Origin of the sequence: Citrobacter telavivensis (assembly GCA_009363175.1) — a bacterium.
Taxonomy (GTDB): Bacteria; Pseudomonadota; Gammaproteobacteria; order Enterobacterales; family Enterobacteriaceae; genus Citrobacter_A; species Citrobacter_A telavivensis.
The window spans coordinates 32,152-51,437 of sequence record CP045203.1 but is presented as its reverse complement, the minus strand read 5'-3'; the positions used below and the strand labels follow the sequence as shown (position 1 = coordinate 51,437).

Below are 19,286 nucleotides of genomic sequence, written 5' to 3'. Positions count from 1 at the left end.
AAAGTGTTACTTGTTCTCGATAAAGTTTTTGAGGCCTTGTTTTGGTGAGCCGAGTACGTAGGAGCCGTCATCACGCACAATGAAAGGGATCATGCTGACACCTAGTATCTGAGCCGTAACTTCACGTCGAGCCAGAGCCTGCATATCGCAGTTCTTTACCTGGTCGAATTTCTGAGTGGAATTTCCGCTGATAATTGCGCGGTCTGCGCGGTAGCGGTCGGATGCACAATACAATTCAATATTTCGCTGCTGGCTTGCCGGGCCCAGAGCTCCGAGCGACAGAACGCTAACGGTGAATTCTTTCGGGTCGAGGTCAGCAAGTGCTGAAAGTGGGGCTGCACAGGCTTCACAACCAGGTGCGGTAAATATCATGACCTTTTTAGGCCCATCGCCCCATACGGCTGGGCGCAAGTCCGCGATATTTAGGTTCAGCTCTTTCATCGGAATGATGCTGGCGTTCTTGGTTATTTCGCTCATGGTGGTCAGAGGCTTTTTAGCCCATGTGTCATAGAGCGTTCCCTGTATAACGAAGCGGCCATTAGAAGACAGCAAATTAACTTTCCCATCAATCTCTAGTGCGATGATGCCGTTAGTAGGGACGACAAAACGTTTTACTTCCTGCGAATTCTGAGGAATGTTCTTGAACGCTTTTTCATTGAAAATCGTATCGATATTCCCGGTGTTTGTTTTTACTGTATCGGCGAATACAGAAGCTGATGCAGAAAGTGCCACCAAAAGTGCCGCAGTCGCGACATGTTTGATAAAGTTCATAGTAACCGCTCCAAATGAGAGAGGTTTCATTTTCACATATTGATTTATTTTGCCGCAGGGAAAAGGGCTGCAAACTGTCCCCAAAAAAAGGAAGTGATGAAATGTTAATATCGGTTTTAATTACTCAATTAGTCCAAATAAAAAGCCACAAAAAAGTGGCTTTTTATTTATGCTTTATTATTACTGGAAGCCAACCGCAAATCCTGCACCAGCTCCAACACCACCGGCTGTATCAGCCGACATGCTAAAGCGGACGTTTACTTTTTCATTGATAGCGTAATTCGCTCCTCCCGAAATTGCCCCCTGGTCTCGGTACGCGCCCATCGCCATGCCAAAACCCGACACGTTATTGAGGAAGGGAATTGAAGCGATAGCAATTGCGCTTGCTGAGCCTGCTTTTGCTCTTTTATCATTACGGTCAACCGTCTTTTTAAGGTCAGAGAACTTCTGGTTTGTGTAGCTATTAGCTGAAGCCAAGGTCTGTCGGTCACCATCAATCCGTGACTGGCGCTCAGTATCGACAAGGAAATCAGTCCTTGAGTTGATGACAGATTCACGGGCATCCGTATGACTGTTTGCACTTACAAGAGTTTGAGCATCGCCAGCAACTCGGGATGCGCTTTCAGTTGCAATTAGACTGTCGGTACGAGCGTTGATCGACACTTCACGCTCGTCGGTATAAGTATTAGTATCCGTGGCAGTCTGGCTATTGTCGTTACTGCTACCAGACCCTGTACCACTTCCTGTCCCGCTGCCGTCCGTACCGTTATTGTTATTTCCGCCTGTAGTAGGTGGCGTTGTGTTAGAGCCAGAGCCAATGGATGAAAGGTACGAACTGATGGCACTATCAGTGTACGCCTGAAGTGAACTAACGGAATTCATGAGCTGACCATAGTTCACCGCATCATACCGGCTGGAACCATCAGCAACATTAGTCAGTGTTCTTTGTACCGTAGCTGAACCAAACGATACGGTATCAGCACTATTGGAGAATGAACCGTTCCCAATGGAAATACCTCCATTTGAAGCAGAAGCATAATTACCAATAACAATTGCGTTATCATCGGATACAGTATTGTAGTTGCCAAGCACGATCGATTCGTCGGAATCAATGGTATTAATTGTGCCGATTGTGATGTTGCCAAATTTAAAAACAGCAGAGGGGTCATTAATCGGTGCAGCTGTAATATTGTTTAAGGAACCGATAGTCAAAGCGTAGGAACCACCACTCACCGTATTGAATGTACCCATTATAGAACCAGCGTAATTAGTAGCAGTGTTTCTGGAACCAAGAATTGCTCCCATACCTACCATATCCAGTTCGTTATAAGAGCCTATTACTTGCAATGCACTTCCTGAAACGTTATTGCTATAACCCATAACGGCAAGGTTTTGTCCTAGAACTTTATTGTCACTCCCAACCAGATTCAAATCAAAAAGACCAGTGCCAGTATTATTATTCCCGTAAACATTGAAACTATTGGCGTAGTCATTCCAGAATTGGCTTGGGTCGTAACTAAATGATAAGTCATTATTGCTTCCGGTAATAATATAGTTTGTTAACGAAGTAATTGTGTTGTTATTCCCTGAAACACTTGAGTTGCCGAGTGGTGATTTACAGTTTGATGGGGTTGCACAGGGTGTTAGCCCTGAAATGTTATTGCCATCACCATTTACAGTAACTTCGTCAATTTGGGTGCTATCGATTGAGTTATCTGCCACGGCTACAGCACAATGAAGTGCCAGAACAATAGCAATATATAATGACTTTTGTTTCATGTGCTTACCTTTTCAGTGATGGGTATTAAAAAGACGACCAAGGAATACAGCACATGAAAAAAGTAGTACCGGTATACCGGTACTACTGGACAATTATTTAATGTAACTCCCTTTCTGAGGAGGTTGTGATGTCTCACCCTGGGATTGTGCTGGAGCAGCGGCAACCGGTGCAGACATTGGTCTGATAACAGCAGTTGATGTGGCACTATTTCTTGCACCGACTTCCCAACGACGCGGCTCAATCTCGGTATAGACGTAGCCAGGGACGTTAAGGTCTCCATCTGCGGTCTCATAGGGGTCAACCAGCACCCGCATGACGATAGATTGCGTTCGGATGGGTTGAGGATCAGCAGCAGTAGCAGGCACAGGGACGTATCGACCACCATCGGCAGTATTCCGTCCACCGTTCCCGGCTGTAGTGCGCAGCCGCTTAACCTCCACAGGCTTTCCCGAAAGTTGGTTTTCAGATGCGGTGTCAATCTGCTCCTGGTAATCATCTCCATCGGTCAGGGCATACACATCTCGGACATTCATACATGTGACCGAATTGGGCATTCCCTTGCATCCATATTCATCGTTCTGGCCCAGTAGTGAGCAACCCGACATCGCAAAACCGGCACTAACTAAAAACAATGCCGATACAATTTTCTTCGTCATCATTTCTTGCCCCCAACGGTTTGAGTTTTTGAAGTAACACGTGTGAATTTCAGCATGACCCCTTTTTGCACAATAAAATCAACACTACGGCCTGGATCAATTTCAATTACAGGGAAAAGGTCACCGGCCATTTGCATATAGAAATCGGCAAGACGATTCAATGCGCCACCTACGCCAGAAACTGCTGCGCCCTGGAGTGCGTCAGAGCTCATAACCTGCTGGTAAGGAGTAGCGTCACTACTATCTCCATCGCGTTTAATACTGATTGTCGGAATACTCTGTACGTTAAAGAGCTGAGATGCAGCCTGTAGGAAGCCAGCGGTCAGGGCTCGTGCCAGGTATTGCCCTTGTTTGGTAACCAGTCGACCACGAACACCTGATTTACCATCTTCACCAACAGCGTAGGCTACGAGTGGGGCTTCAAAAACTGCACCGTCATCCCGAATGCACGTTATGACTTCCGATCTGAAATAAGCTCTTTCGGAGGACAAATCACCGAACCCAGCTGCAAGCATTCCGCATTCACGTATATCTGCACGGAAACGGTTTGGGAGAATTGCATCCTTTTTCACCCTGGCCAGCGCCGGATAAGGGTCTTTTCGTGCATCACGAGATGTTGGTGCATCCATCCCCGCAATCAAAACAGTACTTATGATCGACGTTGCAGGAAGGTAGGTCTGGTTCTCGGGGTTATCATCTTCGTCAGCAACGGGTGCGGCTTCAATATCTTCCTGTACAGTGATGATTTCAGGAGTTGCCTGGCTTGGTACTGCTTTGCCATCCTTCCCTTTCTGCTGACGCTGGTTTGCTGCGGGTTCCGGTACGACAGGGGGGGCCGCATCTTCGTATACGCGCTGTAATGTTTTCCCGTTATTGAAACTTCCTGAGTTTCTTGGCGCAACTGAAGGGGCAGATATCTCTTCAGGTTTATACAGAGTAGGGACGTTACGTTGGCCGTTTCCAGCCAGTGGTGTCGCTCCGCGAGACTGTTGTGAGTAAGGCACAGGGTTAGAGACGGTATCAACGCGTTTCTTAATAGCTGCAACCTCAGCGCCTGATTTTTTCTGGTTGTTCTCCAGATTGCTAAGACGCTGAGCTGTCTGATCAGCACCATATTTCTCGGTTAACGTTTTAATCAGTTGACCTTGCTCTTTAATGGTCTTGTCGAGTGCGCGAATTCGCGCCGCAATAGCATTCTGGCTAACTCCATTGGTATCACCATCGGTAAGGACGCTGGCAATCACTTTTTCTTGTGGCGCTCGATTTCGGGGGCCAGCTGAGTCGGGTATAACCAAGAGCAAAAAAAGAACGGCGAAAGTAAATACGCCAGCCCATAAAACCCATTTTTTATGCTTTGCTGAAATTGAGGCCCATTTCTCTTTTAAGGGGATAAGCATGATTTTACTCCGCGAGTTTAGGGCGCATGGAATCGTTAGCTTGTTCGTTTGGCTGGATGTTGCGGATAACGAAGTAAGCTTCAGTTCGCTGGCCAGGCTGGAGAGTGTTGCGACTCCATAGTGCTCTTGCTGCAAGCTGAGGATGGGTGCAGAGTGATTCATCAACCATTACTGTTGATGAACCAGTGTTTTGTGCAACGCCGATGATGACACTGAATTGACTACCCTGAAGATACTGGCCATTTGCAAAGGAGTAGCGAATCTGATCCTGGTCAGTACCCGTGCGGAAATTACAGTTCGGGATACCAACTCCTGAAGAGAGATTTCCCAGAGAGTATCCGGGTGGAATGTCCCCAAGCGCGATGGTTCGCATTATGTTGCGAATCGTCTCGATGTAATTATCTTTCTGTTCCCATCGCCTGGCTTTGACTTCGCTTCCACCATAGTTGTTATATGCCGCAGGCATAACACCAGAAGTACTCGTGTTGTTCAGCTTTCGTGAAAGCATGAGAGTGGCTTGCACCGGTGCAATTTTCTGAGGTACTAACGACACGGAGATCGCTACACTTTCGTCACCTTTCTCACTGATATAGAGACTTGCCGGGTTACTGTCTGAGGTGGAAACGTAGAGAGCGTTATCTTTTACATTTACAGTTACACCCTCCTGTTTAACTTTCTGCACTACAGGGTGTTCAAACGGTGTAACAAGCCGGTTGATCTGGTTAATCGAAATCGGTACGAGGGTGTTCACGCCAGGCGCAACGATATATTCCAGCCGAGAAGGAATGACTTCTTTTGTGAGTGGAACGGGACTGGCAATTGCAGCAGGTACTGGTTGAATATTACGGCCATCAATAGCTGGTTCACTCCCGCCATTGATAGAGTTACTTGCTGGTGGTGTATAGTTGTCAGGATATGGGCGTGTTTCTGTGCTGAGCATTGCCTGAGTTGAGGATGCTGGTCGAGAGGCGAGTTTTGCAGTGACTTTGGGTTGCGACTGCGCATCAGGCTGCTCAAATACCATGCCTTGATCAACAGACATTTCGCCCGCCGTTACGCTATGGGTCGCTAATGTGGACGACGCGGTAAGCAACAGGATAATTATGCGTTTACTATTCAACATTTAGCCCCCCGATAAGTGGCAACACTACGTTCATTTTTAAATTGGCTATTACCAATCAGAAAATTCATTTCGGCACATCCGTTTTGTTTACTGATTGCTGATTTATTAATCTCTCGCTTAAAGATTTATATCTCGGTTAAATCAACTAACGAAATTCTGTCAGGAAGTTCGAGCTGCCGAAGATTTCTGCCTTTGACCTTTGTGTTTATCTTCTTCACTTGGCAGCAACGGTTTGCCACTCTTTATCTCAATGAACGTAATAATGGGCCGGTAGCCTTTTACGTTAACAGTAATCTCGTAATAGACTGGCGTGGTCGATGGTTTGCCGGTGATACCTTCGAGAGTTTGGTTACCGGTGACATAAAAAGTACCAACTGCTAACGGGTCGGTGATAACCCCGACCGGATTAAAAGAAAGCGAGATTCGGTCGCGCTTAATTTGGTCAATCTGGTCGTCCATTGCTTTCATAACTTTTGTGTAAATTGAAGCGTCAAGAAACGGGCCGATAGAATTCTTGAGTAGATCTAAAGTGGCTGGGTTAGCATTTCCAAAACTGTCGGCTATATATAACGCCCATGCCTTCATATAAGAGCTGCTGGCGGCTTTTTCATCCAGCCAGGCTGTTTCTGTAAGGTTTGGCGGAATAATAGTGATGGGTTGTGTTTTGGCTAACAGAGCATAACCAAGTACAAGGTTTGCCAGAATCATTGAGGCAGAGATTAACTTGAAACTTTTGTTTTCTAACTGAAGTCCAACTAACCCTTTTTTGAAATTATGGATATTCATACAATAAACTCCCGGTCGAAGGATTCAGGTACAAAAGTGCCACCACCGAATGTGACTCCGAATTTCCAGTAACAGAGGTGCATAAAATATTTCTCAGAAGCTCGCGCCAGAAAACCGCCATAAACACGTGAAACTACAACACCCAGAATTATCATCGGTAATAATCGTCCAGTGATAATCCCAACCGCGAGAGCAACGAAAAATGGCATGGCTTCATCAATCGACCAAAAAAATAACTTTGGTGGTTCGTCAATCGAGTGAGAAATATAAACAGGTTCCATGATGACCTCTCATATGAATTTTTTCAGATTTATTGACGACAAAATGCGCCTATTTCTGACCAGAGCCTGCAAGCTGAGCCATCATTTGCATAAGGCCTGCTCCATCTACTGCGCCCTGAACAATGGCTGACTTATCACCGTAGACAACAATGTTTGTAGGGGTCTTTTGGATACCAAGCTGACCTGCTTCACGAACGTCGTCGGCTATCTTGCTGGACGGCCTGGCCGCATTGATACATTCAAGTAAGCGGTTCGGGTCTAAACCAGTTTCGCGGGCGATTTGGTCTAGCGGTGCGCTAAGACCGTGCCCGTCAGATTGGCTGTAGCGGAATAACGCTTTAGATAACTGGAAGAAAGATGGATTTCCTCCCTGCTCAACAGCACACTCCGCTGCTAAAGCTTCAGTACGGGAAGCCTGCCCGTGAACAGGAACATGTTTGAAAACCATCGCAATATTCCCTTGTGATGAATCCACGAGATCCATAACGATTGGGAAATGTTGTTTGCAGTACTGACATTCAAAATCGGAATACTCAATGATATAGAACTGAGCATCCGGGTTCCCATAAATACGTTCGTTGTCCGTAGAAGGCGCATAGGCGGTATCGGGTTTGTTTCCAGTCCGGTAACCGACATTGGATTGTTTCTGCGATTCAGGTTTTAGGCCCGCTGCATTAATGTATTTTGCAAATGCGTCCAGTAGTTCGCTTTTGTTGTTTACTACGGGCTTGTGAGTCTCAGCAACGATCGCTAGGTCATTAAGAAGTTGGGACTGTCTATCGATTTGGTAAGTAAAAAATGCAGCCGTGCTTACCATAACCATGAGCGGAATTCCAAATATAAGAGAGTTCAAAATGTTCTTTTTCATTTGTAGCCTCTTGATTGCTGCAATTGTTCCGGCGTATAGATTTCGTTTGGCTTTTGGACTTTGACCTGAGACGCCTCAGCAGCTTTTTGCTTTTTAAGATAGGGCAGTATGATTTCAGCCATGTCTTTGTTCAGGACATCCCGTGACTGAGGGTAAGTTGATGCCGTGATCTTCTGATTGAGGATACGGATTTTTTCTGGGACATCAGAAATTAGCAAATAGCTAATCATCCCTACGGTAAACGTCAGGCAGAGCAGGGCAGAAAGAATAAATGGTTTCGAATTAGTCATGCATCACCTCGCACAGCTAATTTAACAAACATGAAATATTGAGGAAAAAGAAAAGCACCGCAAATTGAGGTGCTTTTCTTAAGGTTAAATACGTTTTGGTAGGTTTGAAATAAGTAGAGATGAACCAATAGGAATCATTACTATCATTATGAGTGCCCCGATCATTGGAGGCACAGGTAACGGTATAAAAAGCGACAGGAGAACGCTATATACACCCCAGCCAATCAATACCATGCTACGACGGTTAAGAAACGGACTGGCATATCCAAAGTTATATCTTTTTGCCATCCACCGCATTACCCCTGCAAACAGAGACGGGATGATGACCACGGCCATGTACGGTAACCAATACATATCAAGTGTTAAACGATACATAATCATGTAGAGCCAATAATTCAGGTTCTCGGCAATGTTCTGGAAAAGCCCAACAAAGTATTTCAGTGGCCCGCCGTGGTTGGCCATGTCGCTGGGAGGAAGCTGGTAAAAATCCTTTAACGCCTTATCAATCCCCGTATTTACAAATGCTTCAGTATAATTGTCGCGAGCCTTTTGCAATACCATGACGAAATCTTTTTCGCCTATCATTTTATGACCCCATGCGATTTCTTTCAGAGCATTAGACTTAAAATACTCAACCGGAAAGAAGACAGAGATAAAAAGGAGAATCGTCGAACTCCAGATGATCAGTGTCTTTATCGTCTTAGGCCACTTTTCCTCATTCAACTTATCAGACATTCGATATCCCCAATCTTCGCCTTCCTCCCAGCCTGGATAATCAGTTCGTTGGTTAGCTTTCTCGGGAGATTTATCCGTGAAGTAATTTCACAGAAATTCAACGTGTGTTGAAGTTCCCGGCAAACGAACAAGCCAAGCTCAATGATATAGATCGCAAGCCGCTCCCAGTCATTCAGCTCCTGCTCGTTGTCCTGATGATAAGCTTTGATAGCGGAGCTCACTGCTGCACCAACGCGTTCATCAGGAGTAAGGGTTTTCAGTAGAGCTAACATTTGCCCAGTGATGCCATCAACACATGGCCAGATCATGGTCAAACCGTCATATGAGGCTTGATCATCTTTACGCTTTAATAGAGTTTTGGTTTTAATCATATTTACCCCTCGGCGCTGATACGTGATTTTTCACCACGAACCTTTTGTTGACGTTCGTAGATTGAAAGGTACTTTTTAGCGATAGTTCGGACATCGCTTAACTCGGACTCATTCCTCGGCATTAATATGACGGGGACTTTACCTTTTACTATTTTATTAGCCTGATTTATGGCCATGCATTCGAGGTTGGGTAACCAACCTAGCAGTTGAGATTGAAATAACTCGCCTTCTTCCTCCATCAATCGTTCCCCGACACTGCCGGTGATTTGTTCAGGATCTGCACCTGCGCTGGAGCCATGACCACGCATAATATATTTGAACTTTGTCGGTGGTACTCGTTTCATGACTGCTTCCTGGGCATCAGGATCTGGTGTGCGTAGCGCCGTAAAGTGGTTCGTATTGGTTATAACCTGCTTCATTTTGGCTTCTGAACCGAGACGGGCTTCGAAGTCGGAAGTCGATTGCGACGAAATAAATAAGCGGAACCCAGCACCACGGGTTTTATTCAACATTTTAATAACTTGGTCATTAATAACTTCAGCTGCTTCATCGATTAACACCATTACAGAAGCCAAGTCCTGACCACCAGGTTTTAAAAAATTGTACACAGTCGAGCTAACAGATGTTATATCAGACAGGAAAATAGAACCGACCGCAGATCCAGTCTCAGCATCTGCAAGGGAATTTAACCCCAAATACAACATTCCCCCGGTAGTGATGATATCCTGAATATTCGAAATTGGACGAGTATCATTCAGTTCATCTTCATCAGCACTGTCAGGGGATAACAACTCTGACATAAACCCTTGAGTTAGTTGACTAAGAATTGGCATCACGTTCAGAATCATTTTCTGGAAGTGTTCGCGCTGATGACCGAACATATCAATACCGGCTTCAATTGAAGTATCGCCTTTCCCTTTATTACCTTTAATGTCATTTCGGTAAATGTCTGCACATATTTCTGCTATTTCTTTTGGGCCTTTAATTTTAGACGAGTAACGGTCAATTTTCGCCTGTAAAATAATGTCGAAATCGGACTCTCCTAAAGTCTTGTGGCCGAATTTAGTGATGGCCATAATCAATAGAGATGCTAATGAAGAGATGTCAGCACTCAGTTGTGATTTAATATTGCGTAAAGTCGGTTTGATTTCACAGATTTTCATCAGCTCAACAACCGTAGTTAATGACATAATACCAAATGAAACAAACGGATCGCTCGTACTATCAGCACGTTGAATAACCGATGTAATTCTGTTAGCTACCTCGCCAGCCTGAGTGTAGTTAGTAATTGGAGATATTCGAGCTGATTTTTCAGGATGCGCCAATGAAACGTAATTATATTTCGTTGAGCGATCCACCAATTCCAGACAGAACTTCATCCATTCAGCCAGTTCTTCATCATTTTTGGGGTCAATGAGGATTAGTGGTTGTTTTTTTAGTGCGGCTTGAAGAATAAGTAGTTTAAAATATGTTGTTTTGCCTGAGCCGGTTGTGCCAGTTATAAGCGTATGCAACGATAAAAGTTCTTCAGAAATTCCGATCCATTCGTTTTTTTTACCTAGCGCATGAATCCAGCCGAGGCCCATAAAATTTTTGGATGGTTTGGCTACAAATTTCTTTATGTCACGCTTTATCAACTCAGATGCCAGTTGACCCTCATTCTGGCCCCACTCAAAGCCTCTGCAAATAAGATAGCTGTCAGGCTCACGAATCATCTGTTCGATAAATGATTTCATGTCCATTACGAGTGGTTTTGGTTTTCGCTTCAGGCGGCGTTTGTGCGTATAAATATCCCATGCTGCCGGGAGACTACGAATACCATAAGCAGCCTGGACTGCAACTGAGAGGTAACAGGGTAGAGATGGCATGTTAAACAGTGTATTAACCCCGATAGTTGCGGCTATACCTGCTGTCCAACCAAGAGTCTCAAGGCCTTCAAAATTTGTGCGCCAACGTAAGTTATATTTCCACTCACTCATCTTTATCCACCATTTGATTATGCATTCGTTCACTATTAGGAAGAATGTAGTCAACACCGGTCTTTGAATAGAAATCAAAGTGCATCAGCATAATCTTCTGCAATTGAGTAATATCAATGCCGAGTTCATCCGCAATACGTCGCTTTAAGGCAACGCTTACGGCAATGACAGGCTCTCCAGAATAGGTTCGCTTCAGCATACCTTTTGAAATCATTTCATTGCATAAATCTGTAATGTTGTAATCTTTATCAGAAACATCAGTTAAAGCAGAGTAAAGCAGATCGTTAAACTTCCCATCCATCAGCAAGTCGATATCATTATTAAGTTCTTTTCTGAGATATAAGCACTTCTGAGTACGATGGAAATAATACTGGGCTGGGGCTTCCATAAACCTTTGCCATAACCAGTTGGAGTCCTGAAGCAGAGCATAATTACGCTCATCAAAATCTTTATCAATAGCAATGATTAAGTGGCCTGATTCAATGAAAAGATCGTCTGAGTGGTCGGTAACATATTTAACGAGAAATTCTTTGGCCGCTTCAAGACCAGATACGTATAGCTGACTAAATTTATCGTAAAATTTTACGTTAGCCGGTATGTTGGCCGAAGTATCCGCATGAGCCGAGTAACCAAAATCGTTATCAGCTTTCACGTCATCCTGCCACATGGAATCATAATCTTCGTAAATTGAATAATCATCAATTACCTCACCAGACTGAATGCCGGTATCGACAGCATCCTGGTGCAGCTGAATTTCCTTTAATGCCTGACGGGTAGGTGAGGGCTGGGTCTGATCCAATGCATCGCTTGAAGTTGGTTCGTTGCTATTATACGAGTTGATGATTGAATGAAACTCAAGGGTTTCGTTCAGAGTTTTATGGTTTGGTTCTTTTATAAGTGAACTGGGTACAGAGAACTCAATCTCTGTTTGTGCCGATGCCAGGGTTTCTTTGAGGGAAAGACGGCGCTTGGGTTCATTATTCTCCGACACTGGCTTTGGTTGATTATCTTTGAGCCCTTTTGATTCCCCGCTGCCCGCCAGCTCAGTTGTTGGTGAATTAGTGTCATCCAGACAATCTTTTTGATTTTTGGTACTGGTATTTCTTTCCTTTACACGATTGTAGTCCTCATCAGAAAGCAGATTGAGCTTATGCAGCAGTTCGTGGGCGTTTTCCGGCGTAACCTGTCGGTTTCCAAAAATACTCTCCAGTGGAGATTCCTGTTCATCAGCAATGATTGTTCCGCCCTGTAAAACTGAGCGGTCGACCTCATTCGGTATTCCGGTTGACGGAACCGGCTTCTGACCAATGTAGGGTTCGCTTTCGACGAGTTTTGGCTGGTTTGGCCTCCCGGTCAGGTATTCCACCCATTTACCTTCAATACGGATGCGGCTGCTGCATGGTAGAGGGTCAACAGTATCGACAAATAGTACTTCTGGAGATATCAGAAGGATGCAGCTCAACGCAACTTTAGGGTCTTTGCTTTCTCTTGAACTTTTATCATTCAAGATATGAGGGGCAATACGCCAGTATGCAGTGTCATCGTCCTGGTGAACGTTTGGTCGACAGAGATGATAACTTAGCATCAGGTCAGCCAGACTATTCTGGGTTTGTGGAATAACAGCGCCGGAGTTCCTAACGGTCTCAATAATATCCTTGACCGCAACACCCCAGACGATGAATACGCCATAGGTAGTCACCCATACAGGGCTTCCTGGCTTGTTGGGAATCCAATCTCCTTTTTTCAATCTATGGCGCATGGCATCAACTACACGCTGAACCGCAGGTACACCTGACTGGCTTGCACGAATCGCATCACCGGCGTATTGCCGCATATCATAGTTAACGGATGCTGAGTCGGCGGCCTTAATGGTAGTGAGGATCTTGTTTTTAACGTCCTGACCACTGATTTTTTCTGCATTGAGCTGCGCACTGGCATTCAGTGCCCGGGTCAATTCATTGAAAATATCATTCCCGCCGTTAAGAAGGTAAACATGCATTTCTTTTGGCATGATCATCAACAACATATTGCTCGTGCTGGAGGTATGCTGGCGGTGACGGCCTGGTTTCCATACAAGATAGTATCTTTTTACATTGTTCTCTTTTGCCCAGACATGGATTGGTTCATGGCCTGGAGGCCAGTGAATTTTCCCGTCTTCGTTCCATACTTCAAAATCGGTAAATGGTTTCCCGAGGTCATGAAGTAGCCCACCAGCTGCGACTGCAAGTCGCCATGCTAATGCACGATTTGATTTATGTACGGGAACCGCCATTGAATCAAACTCGATGTTTTTAGAACGCCGGATACACTGGAAACACACTTCCAATGAATGACGCAACAATCCGGTTGCAGCACGGTGATGATGGTTTTCGGATGCCGGGAAGAGGTGAACAAAGTTAGCGAAATTTATCAGCATAGGAAGAATAAGCTGATTAAACTCAGAGTCCCTAATATCCAGTTCTCGTTTAATCGCCATCACAAGTGGTTTCTGGTAATGACGTAATACGTACTCACCCGGTACTTGAGCCGGGAATCCGATTTCGCTTGCCGGATAGCGCATATTATCTCGTGATGAAATGAGTTTCCCGATTTCTTCATCTACTGACATATCGATTTCGTCACCGAATAGATCAGTGGTAGCCTTTTTGTTATCAGGCAAAAAAGTATTCAGAATATTTTTAATGTGTCTCAGCATTAAAAGATTTCTCCGGTTAAGTACCTTGTAAGTTAACCGATTGAGAAAAAAATCGTGCTGGAAAATGACGACGTTTTGTCTTCATAAAACATAACGTCAAGGGTGAGAAATTAAGATAATGACGTTGCTATCCAATTGGAGACTAAGCAATGAAATTGGCGAATAAAATTGTTTTGCCCCTGCTGGTGGTTATTACCGGCGTAATCACCAGCGGTTGCAGTGGGACAGGTAAGCCACAACGTACTTACCTCGACGAAACGCGCAATCTCCCCGCCAGGGCCGAGTACCCCTACCAGTATCAGTACTCCGAATCCTGGCGTGGTACAGAACGCGGTGGCGCGGCTATACGTTACCCTGGGTATGAGCATACGCTCGTGAGTCCGTATGCCATCAATGATCCATCCGGGAAGCGATATGTGGCACATGACAATTACACCCAGGTCTTGCTCACTTCAGTGGCAAACACAAAGTATGCCAATGGGCCGCGTGGCACGTTCACACAGACCCCAGCATTTTGCGGGGAAAATACCTTTCTCCTTCCTAATAACACACAGAACGCCAGTAGGGCTGAATACCTCCGTATCAAAGATAAATACTGCTCAACACCTGGCTATCGGTTAAGTGCCCACGAATTAAATGTGCTTTCCAGTGGTGAACCGGAAGAGCTGCGGAAATATCGAATTCAGATGCAGATCGATAACCAACAACCTAAGTCCTAATCCATCAAAATGCGAGGGTACAATGGATAAGCAAAGAAATGAAAAGTGCAGTTCTGGAAATAAAACAATTTTTGCCTGGGCCGGGGGAATCGTTGTTGTAATCGGAATGGTTTGGTTGATGGTAATTAGTTTTATCTCGTACAAAACCCAGGTGATGACCAATCAACTGCTGGATAAAATTAGTACATCGCTGGCCAAGAACCCCGCAGTTCAACAGGGAGTGAACGGAAATATTCAGGACGAAGTAAAGGGTGCTCTTAAGTCTATCGCCGACCAAAAGCTCGCGGAAGAACGAAAGGCACTCTATAAAGGCTGGGACAAAGCAAATAAAAATACTGATGGCCGTTATATCTATGGCGAGCCTGGCGCTCGGTTTTCGTTGATCAACTATGAAGATCTGGAGTGTCCATTCTGCAAACGCTTCAAAGAAACGCCGAAGTATATCGTTGATACCGCGACAGCCGGGGCTGTTAACTGGGAATGGCGTCATTACCCTATGTCATTCCATGAGCCGGTCGCATCGAAGGGCGCAGCTGTTGCTGAGTGTATTGCGGAGCAGAAAGGGCCGAGTGCTTTCTGGGCCGTTACTGATTATTGGTTTAACCATACTGAAACAAACGGTAAAGGTTTTAAGGATGCGGACAGCATCCCAGCACTGTTTGAGGTAGACCAGGCGAAATTTGATACCTGTATGGGCAGTACTGAAGTGATTAAGCGCATTAAGCAGGATATGGAGGCCGGTTCAGCTGCCGGTGTTGATGGTACACCAACCACGATTGTGCGTGATAATGTCACCGGTAAAGAAGTCTCTGTTGTAGGCGCACAGCCCTTCTCAAAATTCGTTGAAGTGATCCAGTCTATGGTTGTCGATTCTCAGAGAGACACATCAGGCGAAGCCTCACCAGCTCAACAAGATAAATAGAAATAAAAAAGAGCCCTGAATTAACCAGGGCTTTTTTTGTCAGATTATCACTACTGAAACATTTCGCTCAATACGACTTCGGTATTCTTCTAATAGCTCCATTAACGAAGTATTGATGTTTACAGATTTCTTGGTTCTGGTAATAGTTACGTACAGCAGATTAAGTTCGTCAATAATTACTTCCCGTGGCTTCTTCATCACAACGGCTTCTATAATGGATGGGAAGTCGTCATTGATGATGACATGGTCAAATTCCTTTCCCTTCGAGGTATGGGCTGTGGTAACAATTAAATCAGCTTCCTTTTCTGTTCTGGCTTCATTCATCCTCATGGTCTCAACCATCCCGGGGATATCAGCATAGACTTCCATTAACTTAATCGCCCGCACCATGTCCACGTCCTTGGTGGTTTCTGCGATCTCTAAAAAATTTGCCCAGTTCCCGTATTCCGTAGTGATACGGTTATTTTTAATAGCAGCAATGTTACCTGTTTTTAGCGCATGTAAATCAAGGAGCTCGTCGAGACGGTATTTTGAAATACCTCCATTCCACATCACCCGTTTGCCCCACATAATCGACTCGTAGGCAGATTGTATGACTCCCATGTAGGTGCGGCTGATGATGGCGTAAAAGTTTTGATCCTGTATCGCCGATGGCTCAACGATAGCATCAAGACTACCCAGGCCTACCAAGGGGAACGTTTCACCCTTCATTGACAGCACAACGTTGGCCAGTGCTGCAACAAGAGGCCCAAACCGGAATGACTTAGTCAGGCGCATAACCTGAGCCCCGTGGTCTTCAACAATCTCAAGGGCGTTTTCCGCACCGCGCCAGCGGTTTATCACTTGGTGCTGGTCGCCGACAAAAACTTTGCAGCAGTTGTTTCTAAGAACGATATCGATCGTTACCGGATTTGCGTCCTGCGATTCGTCGAAGAGAATGACATTGTAGAACTGGTCTAGGGCTGGGTTCGATAACTGGAACAACTTGAGGATGGTATTCGGTGAGCAATAGGCATCGTTGAGTGGGTCAGATTGCATTTGCCATGTACGTTTTGCTGCACGTAGCGCTTGATCCAACCTGCTTTGAGATATTTTATCGGTTTTACTTAAGTCTTTAAGTACGTGTTCAGTAGTAATTTCGTGTTCATCTGAATTCATGAAATGGGTAAGCCCATTTATTGCAAGCTTAACCACTCTCCAGTCATCTTCACCCATCATTGCGCGGTATTCGCTCACGGATATAAACTGTCTGTATTTATGAGCAAAGTGTTTGTACCGGGTCACGGCCAAACCATGAGATGTTTTACACTCGACGTTTTTTGGGAATTTCTTTTTTGCATCATCTTTAATAGCTTTATTAAAAACGATATAGAGAATTTTGAGTGAGGGGTTTGCATCCGCGAATTCTTTTAGTGTAAAGGTCTTACCAGACCCCGCGTATGCCTGTACTGAAACAATACTGCCAGGTGTAGGTTTGAAACCTATGATCACGTTCTGTTCATCAGTTACCGGCATCAGAATTACCTTTATGTTAGATATCGTTTCATAGTACCTTTTGACACGGCGCGAATGATTTAAAAATGGGGGCAAATTGTACCCATTTTTAAGAATACAAATTTATCTGTTCATGAGTAATACAATAAGATAGTACCATCAAACTATTACTGCGGCCCTCAACAGGAGGTAATCTATGTTTTATTTATCGTCCTTTGTCTGGATGTCAATCTGGAGTCTGATTTCGATTTACATCTATTACAAAGATAAAAAGGCCGCGACTGCTGGCGAGTACCGTGTGGATGAACTGACGCTGGATGCGCTCATTGTGCTGGGCGGGTGGCCAGGTTGTTTCATTGCTCAACGAATGTTTAAACACAAAACACGCAGTGCTTACCAACGTCGGTTCCGGGTTATCGTTGCGGTCTGGATAGTTCTTTACATCGGATTATGGAATTTTCTATGGGCGGGAAATAAAATATGAAGATGTAAAAAAACCGGCCAGAGCCGGTTTTTTTTACATCCATGATGGTTACATGAATGCCGGTAAAGTGGTTTGCACTGCGTGGGATGCGGCCATCATGCCATTGATAATGTCCGGTGAGTAGTACAGGGAGATCGCACCACCAACAGCAACCGCCAGTGACATCAGACTCTGACGTACAACAGCAGCTGCGAGACCAACCAGAACGATAAGACCGATCAGCACCTTACCCAGAGAACCCTGCATGTAATCAGAGATTTTGAGCCATACATCGTCAAAACCTGCCTGGGTTGAACCAGAAGCGTGAGCGGTAACAATGGCAAGAATCAGAATGCCGGTGATCACCAGCGGGGTTTTAAACTTCTCAAATTTGATAGCGTTCATTTAAACATCCTTAATAACGAGTTTTAATAATTTCGATCTTTGGATGTTCTCCAGCTATTTAACGAGTTTGAGCCGGGAACTTTATTAATATAAAATTTGTTTTGTTTGATTTCATTGTTAAAGCAGGGCGTTATACAATAGCAATGTGTGATATAAGGTGACATTTATCCGTGTCTATTAACATATATGAAAATCTGGATGAAAACTTCTTTTTGAGTATGAAAGCCAACTTTACTAGTGTCACATTTAAACGAGGTGGATATGTTGAAATCAGAGGTGTTGGTCAGTACGTTGACATCGTTGGGATTATTATTTTTTTCTACTTTTGCACAGGCTGATAATCCAACAGAAGTAATGCTACCGGCTGGTGGCGTTAGAGTCGTTGTCGGATTTTCACCTGAAGGGTCTGCACAGAAAGCAATACTGGATCTGATCAATTCAGCTCAGCAGGAAATCCGTATGGCGGCATACTCTTTTACGTCACCCGTAATTGCGAAAGCATTAATTAATGCTCACCGAAGGGGAGTAGATGTCAGGATCGTAGTTGACAAAGGGCAAAATAATAACCGATATGCAGTCTCGACTATGAATACAGTAGTTAACGCGGGCATTCCGTTACGGACGAATGATCAATTTCTTCTGCACCATGATAAGTATTTGTGTGTTGATAGGATATCTGTTGAAACCGGTAGTTATAATTACTCAAGTTCGGCTTTCAATAAAAATAGTGAAAATAGCCTTGTACTTTATAACGCACCAGATGTTACAGCGCTGTATCTGGCCCACTGGGAATCTCGTTGGACTGGTGGTGTGGATTACATACCTAATTATTGAATTTTAATCAGGGTTCGGGATGAACCCTGATTTTATCATTTAAGAAACGCTTCAAGTTCGTCCATATCCAGGTCGTTATAAAATGAACGCCAACCTTTACGGGCTAAATTCGGATGCAGCATTTTGATGTTGCTTAATGGCATAATGCTGCTTAGTCCCATTTTAATAAAGTATTCATATACCAGGCGGCTGTACCGGTCAAAATCGGTAAGCGGTCTCGACAGAAGGTATGCTGCCTCTGACATAGTCAATCCCTGTATATGCAACCTGTAACCCAGCAGACGGCTGCATGTATCGCGCATAACACCGCGTGTTAGCGGGAATAACTCATCACTTACAAGATGTTCAGGTAAGTGAGTTCTCGGGCACTGAACAGGATTTATACCCCTGATATAGCACTCATCATTCTCAAGGATACAAAACTGGGGTTCCGGGCCGGAAAAAGAGTTACCAAGAAAGCCGCAGGGATCGATCACGCCACCACCCTTAAGTGCTATCCATCCGTACTGAGTTTCAGTGACTTGGTATAACCCACGATCTCCTGGATTGATGCGTTCTTTGACCTTTTTTCGACGTGTTCCTATAGTAGCAGTTCCGGCAATTACTCCCTGATCTACCAGTGCTCGGCATACGATGTAGGATCTCGCCTCTGACCATTCAATCCAGGGTAAACCAATGTGGTAACTGGTCGAAACCAGCCTTAAGCCGTCGATGCAT

At 44.7% G+C, this 19,286-nt stretch carries 20 protein-coding genes; 4 read left to right on the top strand and 16 right to left on the bottom strand.

Features of this window, described 5'->3' with window-relative positions:
- Window positions 1–6: 6 nt before the first annotated feature.
- The 13 genes from GBC03_00285 to GBC03_00225 all read right to left on the bottom strand — a co-directional run bounded on the left by GBC03_00285 (window position 7) and on the right by GBC03_00225 (window position 13,732).
- Window positions 7–771, bottom strand: a complete 765-nt coding sequence (locus GBC03_00285) for a DsbC family protein (GenBank protein ID QFS68748.1) — start codon at window positions 769–771, stop codon at window positions 7–9.
- A 180-nt stretch (window positions 772–951) separates the two neighbouring features.
- On the bottom strand, window positions 952–2,550 hold the full coding sequence (locus tag GBC03_00280) for a hypothetical protein (GenBank protein ID QFS68747.1): 1,599 nt from the start codon (window positions 2,548–2,550) through the stop codon (window positions 952–954).
- Window positions 2,551–2,643: 93 nt separating this feature from the next.
- The gene (gene traV, locus GBC03_00275) at window positions 2,644–3,210 is read right to left on the bottom strand and encodes a type IV conjugative transfer system lipoprotein TraV (protein QFS68746.1); all 567 of its coding nucleotides are present in this window, start codon (window positions 3,208–3,210) and stop codon (window positions 2,644–2,646) included.
- Window positions 3,207–4,604: a conjugal transfer protein TrbI gene (locus GBC03_00270; GenBank protein ID QFS68745.1), complete on the bottom strand. Its 1,398-nt coding sequence runs from the start codon at window positions 4,602–4,604 to the stop codon at window positions 3,207–3,209. Before GBC03_00270 ends, traV begins: the two co-directional genes overlap by 4 nt.
- A 4-nt stretch (window positions 4,605–4,608) precedes the next feature.
- Entirely contained in the window at window positions 4,609–5,646 is a 1,038-nt protein-coding gene (locus GBC03_00265; protein QFS68744.1) for a TraK protein, read from the bottom strand.
- A 240-nt stretch (window positions 5,647–5,886) separates the two neighbouring features.
- Window positions 5,887–6,513, bottom strand: a complete 627-nt coding sequence (locus tag GBC03_00260) for a traE family protein (protein QFS68743.1) — start codon at window positions 6,511–6,513, stop codon at window positions 5,887–5,889.
- Complete coding sequence (gene traL, locus GBC03_00255) at window positions 6,510–6,794, bottom strand: type IV conjugative transfer system protein TraL (GenBank protein ID QFS68742.1); 285 nt, start codon at window positions 6,792–6,794, stop codon at window positions 6,510–6,512. Before traL ends, GBC03_00260 begins: the two co-directional genes overlap by 4 nt.
- A gap of 49 nt (window positions 6,795–6,843) precedes the next feature.
- Window positions 6,844–7,662, bottom strand: a complete 819-nt coding sequence (locus GBC03_00250) for a thioredoxin domain-containing protein (protein ID QFS68741.1) — start codon at window positions 7,660–7,662, stop codon at window positions 6,844–6,846.
- Entirely contained in the window at window positions 7,659–7,952 is a 294-nt protein-coding gene (locus GBC03_00245) for a hypothetical protein (GenBank protein ID QFS68740.1), read from the bottom strand. Before GBC03_00245 ends, GBC03_00250 begins: the two co-directional genes overlap by 4 nt.
- A gap of 84 nt (window positions 7,953–8,036) precedes the next feature.
- Window positions 8,037–8,687, bottom strand: a complete 651-nt coding sequence (locus GBC03_00240; GenBank protein QFS68739.1) for a DUF4400 domain-containing protein — start codon at window positions 8,685–8,687, stop codon at window positions 8,037–8,039.
- Window positions 8,672–9,058: a hypothetical protein gene (locus tag GBC03_00235; protein QFS68738.1), complete on the bottom strand. Its 387-nt coding sequence runs from the start codon at window positions 9,056–9,058 to the stop codon at window positions 8,672–8,674. The genes GBC03_00240 and GBC03_00235 overlap by 16 nt, the downstream gene beginning before the upstream one ends.
- Before the next feature lie 2 nt (window positions 9,059–9,060).
- Entirely contained in the window at window positions 9,061–11,037 is a 1,977-nt protein-coding gene (gene traD / locus GBC03_00230) for a conjugative transfer system coupling protein TraD (protein QFS68737.1), read from the bottom strand.
- Window positions 11,030–13,732 (bottom strand): DNA helicase, encoded by a 2,703-nt coding sequence (locus GBC03_00225; GenBank protein ID QFS68736.1) that lies wholly within the window; start codon window positions 13,730–13,732, stop codon window positions 11,030–11,032. The genes traD and GBC03_00225 overlap by 8 nt, the downstream gene beginning before the upstream one ends.
- A gap of 149 nt (window positions 13,733–13,881) precedes the next feature.
- Here GBC03_00225 and GBC03_00220 point away from each other — a divergent pair, with 149 nt between their 5' ends.
- Together GBC03_00220 and GBC03_00215 are read left to right on the top strand one after the other, a co-directional pair.
- On the top strand, window positions 13,882–14,451 hold the full coding sequence (locus tag GBC03_00220) for a hypothetical protein (protein QFS68735.1): 570 nt from the start codon (window positions 13,882–13,884) through the stop codon (window positions 14,449–14,451).
- Entirely contained in the window at window positions 14,369–15,373 is a 1,005-nt protein-coding gene (locus tag GBC03_00215) for a thioredoxin domain-containing protein (GenBank protein QFS68734.1), read from the top strand. The genes GBC03_00220 and GBC03_00215 overlap by 83 nt, the downstream gene beginning before the upstream one ends.
- Window positions 15,374–15,412: 39 nt before the next feature.
- Here GBC03_00215 and GBC03_00210 read toward each other — a convergent pair whose 3' ends face one another.
- The gene (locus GBC03_00210; GenBank protein QFS68733.1) at window positions 15,413–16,888 is read right to left on the bottom strand and encodes an AAA family ATPase; all 1,476 of its coding nucleotides are present in this window, start codon (window positions 16,886–16,888) and stop codon (window positions 15,413–15,415) included.
- 175 nt (window positions 16,889–17,063) lie between these two features.
- Here GBC03_00210 and GBC03_00205 point away from each other — a divergent pair, with 175 nt between their 5' ends.
- On the top strand, window positions 17,064–17,351 hold the full coding sequence (locus tag GBC03_00205) for a DUF1294 domain-containing protein (protein QFS68732.1): 288 nt from the start codon (window positions 17,064–17,066) through the stop codon (window positions 17,349–17,351).
- A gap of 48 nt (window positions 17,352–17,399) precedes the next feature.
- Here GBC03_00205 and GBC03_00200 read toward each other — a convergent pair whose 3' ends face one another.
- Entirely contained in the window at window positions 17,400–17,735 is a 336-nt protein-coding gene (locus GBC03_00200; protein QFS68731.1) for a hypothetical protein, read from the bottom strand.
- Window positions 17,736–18,014: 279 nt separating this feature from the next.
- Here GBC03_00200 and GBC03_00195 point away from each other — a divergent pair, with 279 nt between their 5' ends.
- A complete protein-coding gene (locus GBC03_00195; GenBank protein ID QFS68947.1) occupies window positions 18,015–18,569 on the top strand; it encodes a phospholipase D family protein in 555 nt (184 codons plus the stop codon).
- A 35-nt stretch (window positions 18,570–18,604) separates the two neighbouring features.
- Here GBC03_00195 and GBC03_00190 read toward each other — a convergent pair whose 3' ends face one another.
- On the bottom strand, window positions 18,605–18,814 hold the full coding sequence (locus tag GBC03_00190; GenBank protein QFS68946.1) for a hypothetical protein: 210 nt from the start codon (window positions 18,812–18,814) through the stop codon (window positions 18,605–18,607).
- Window positions 18,815–19,286 lie beyond the last annotated feature (472 nt).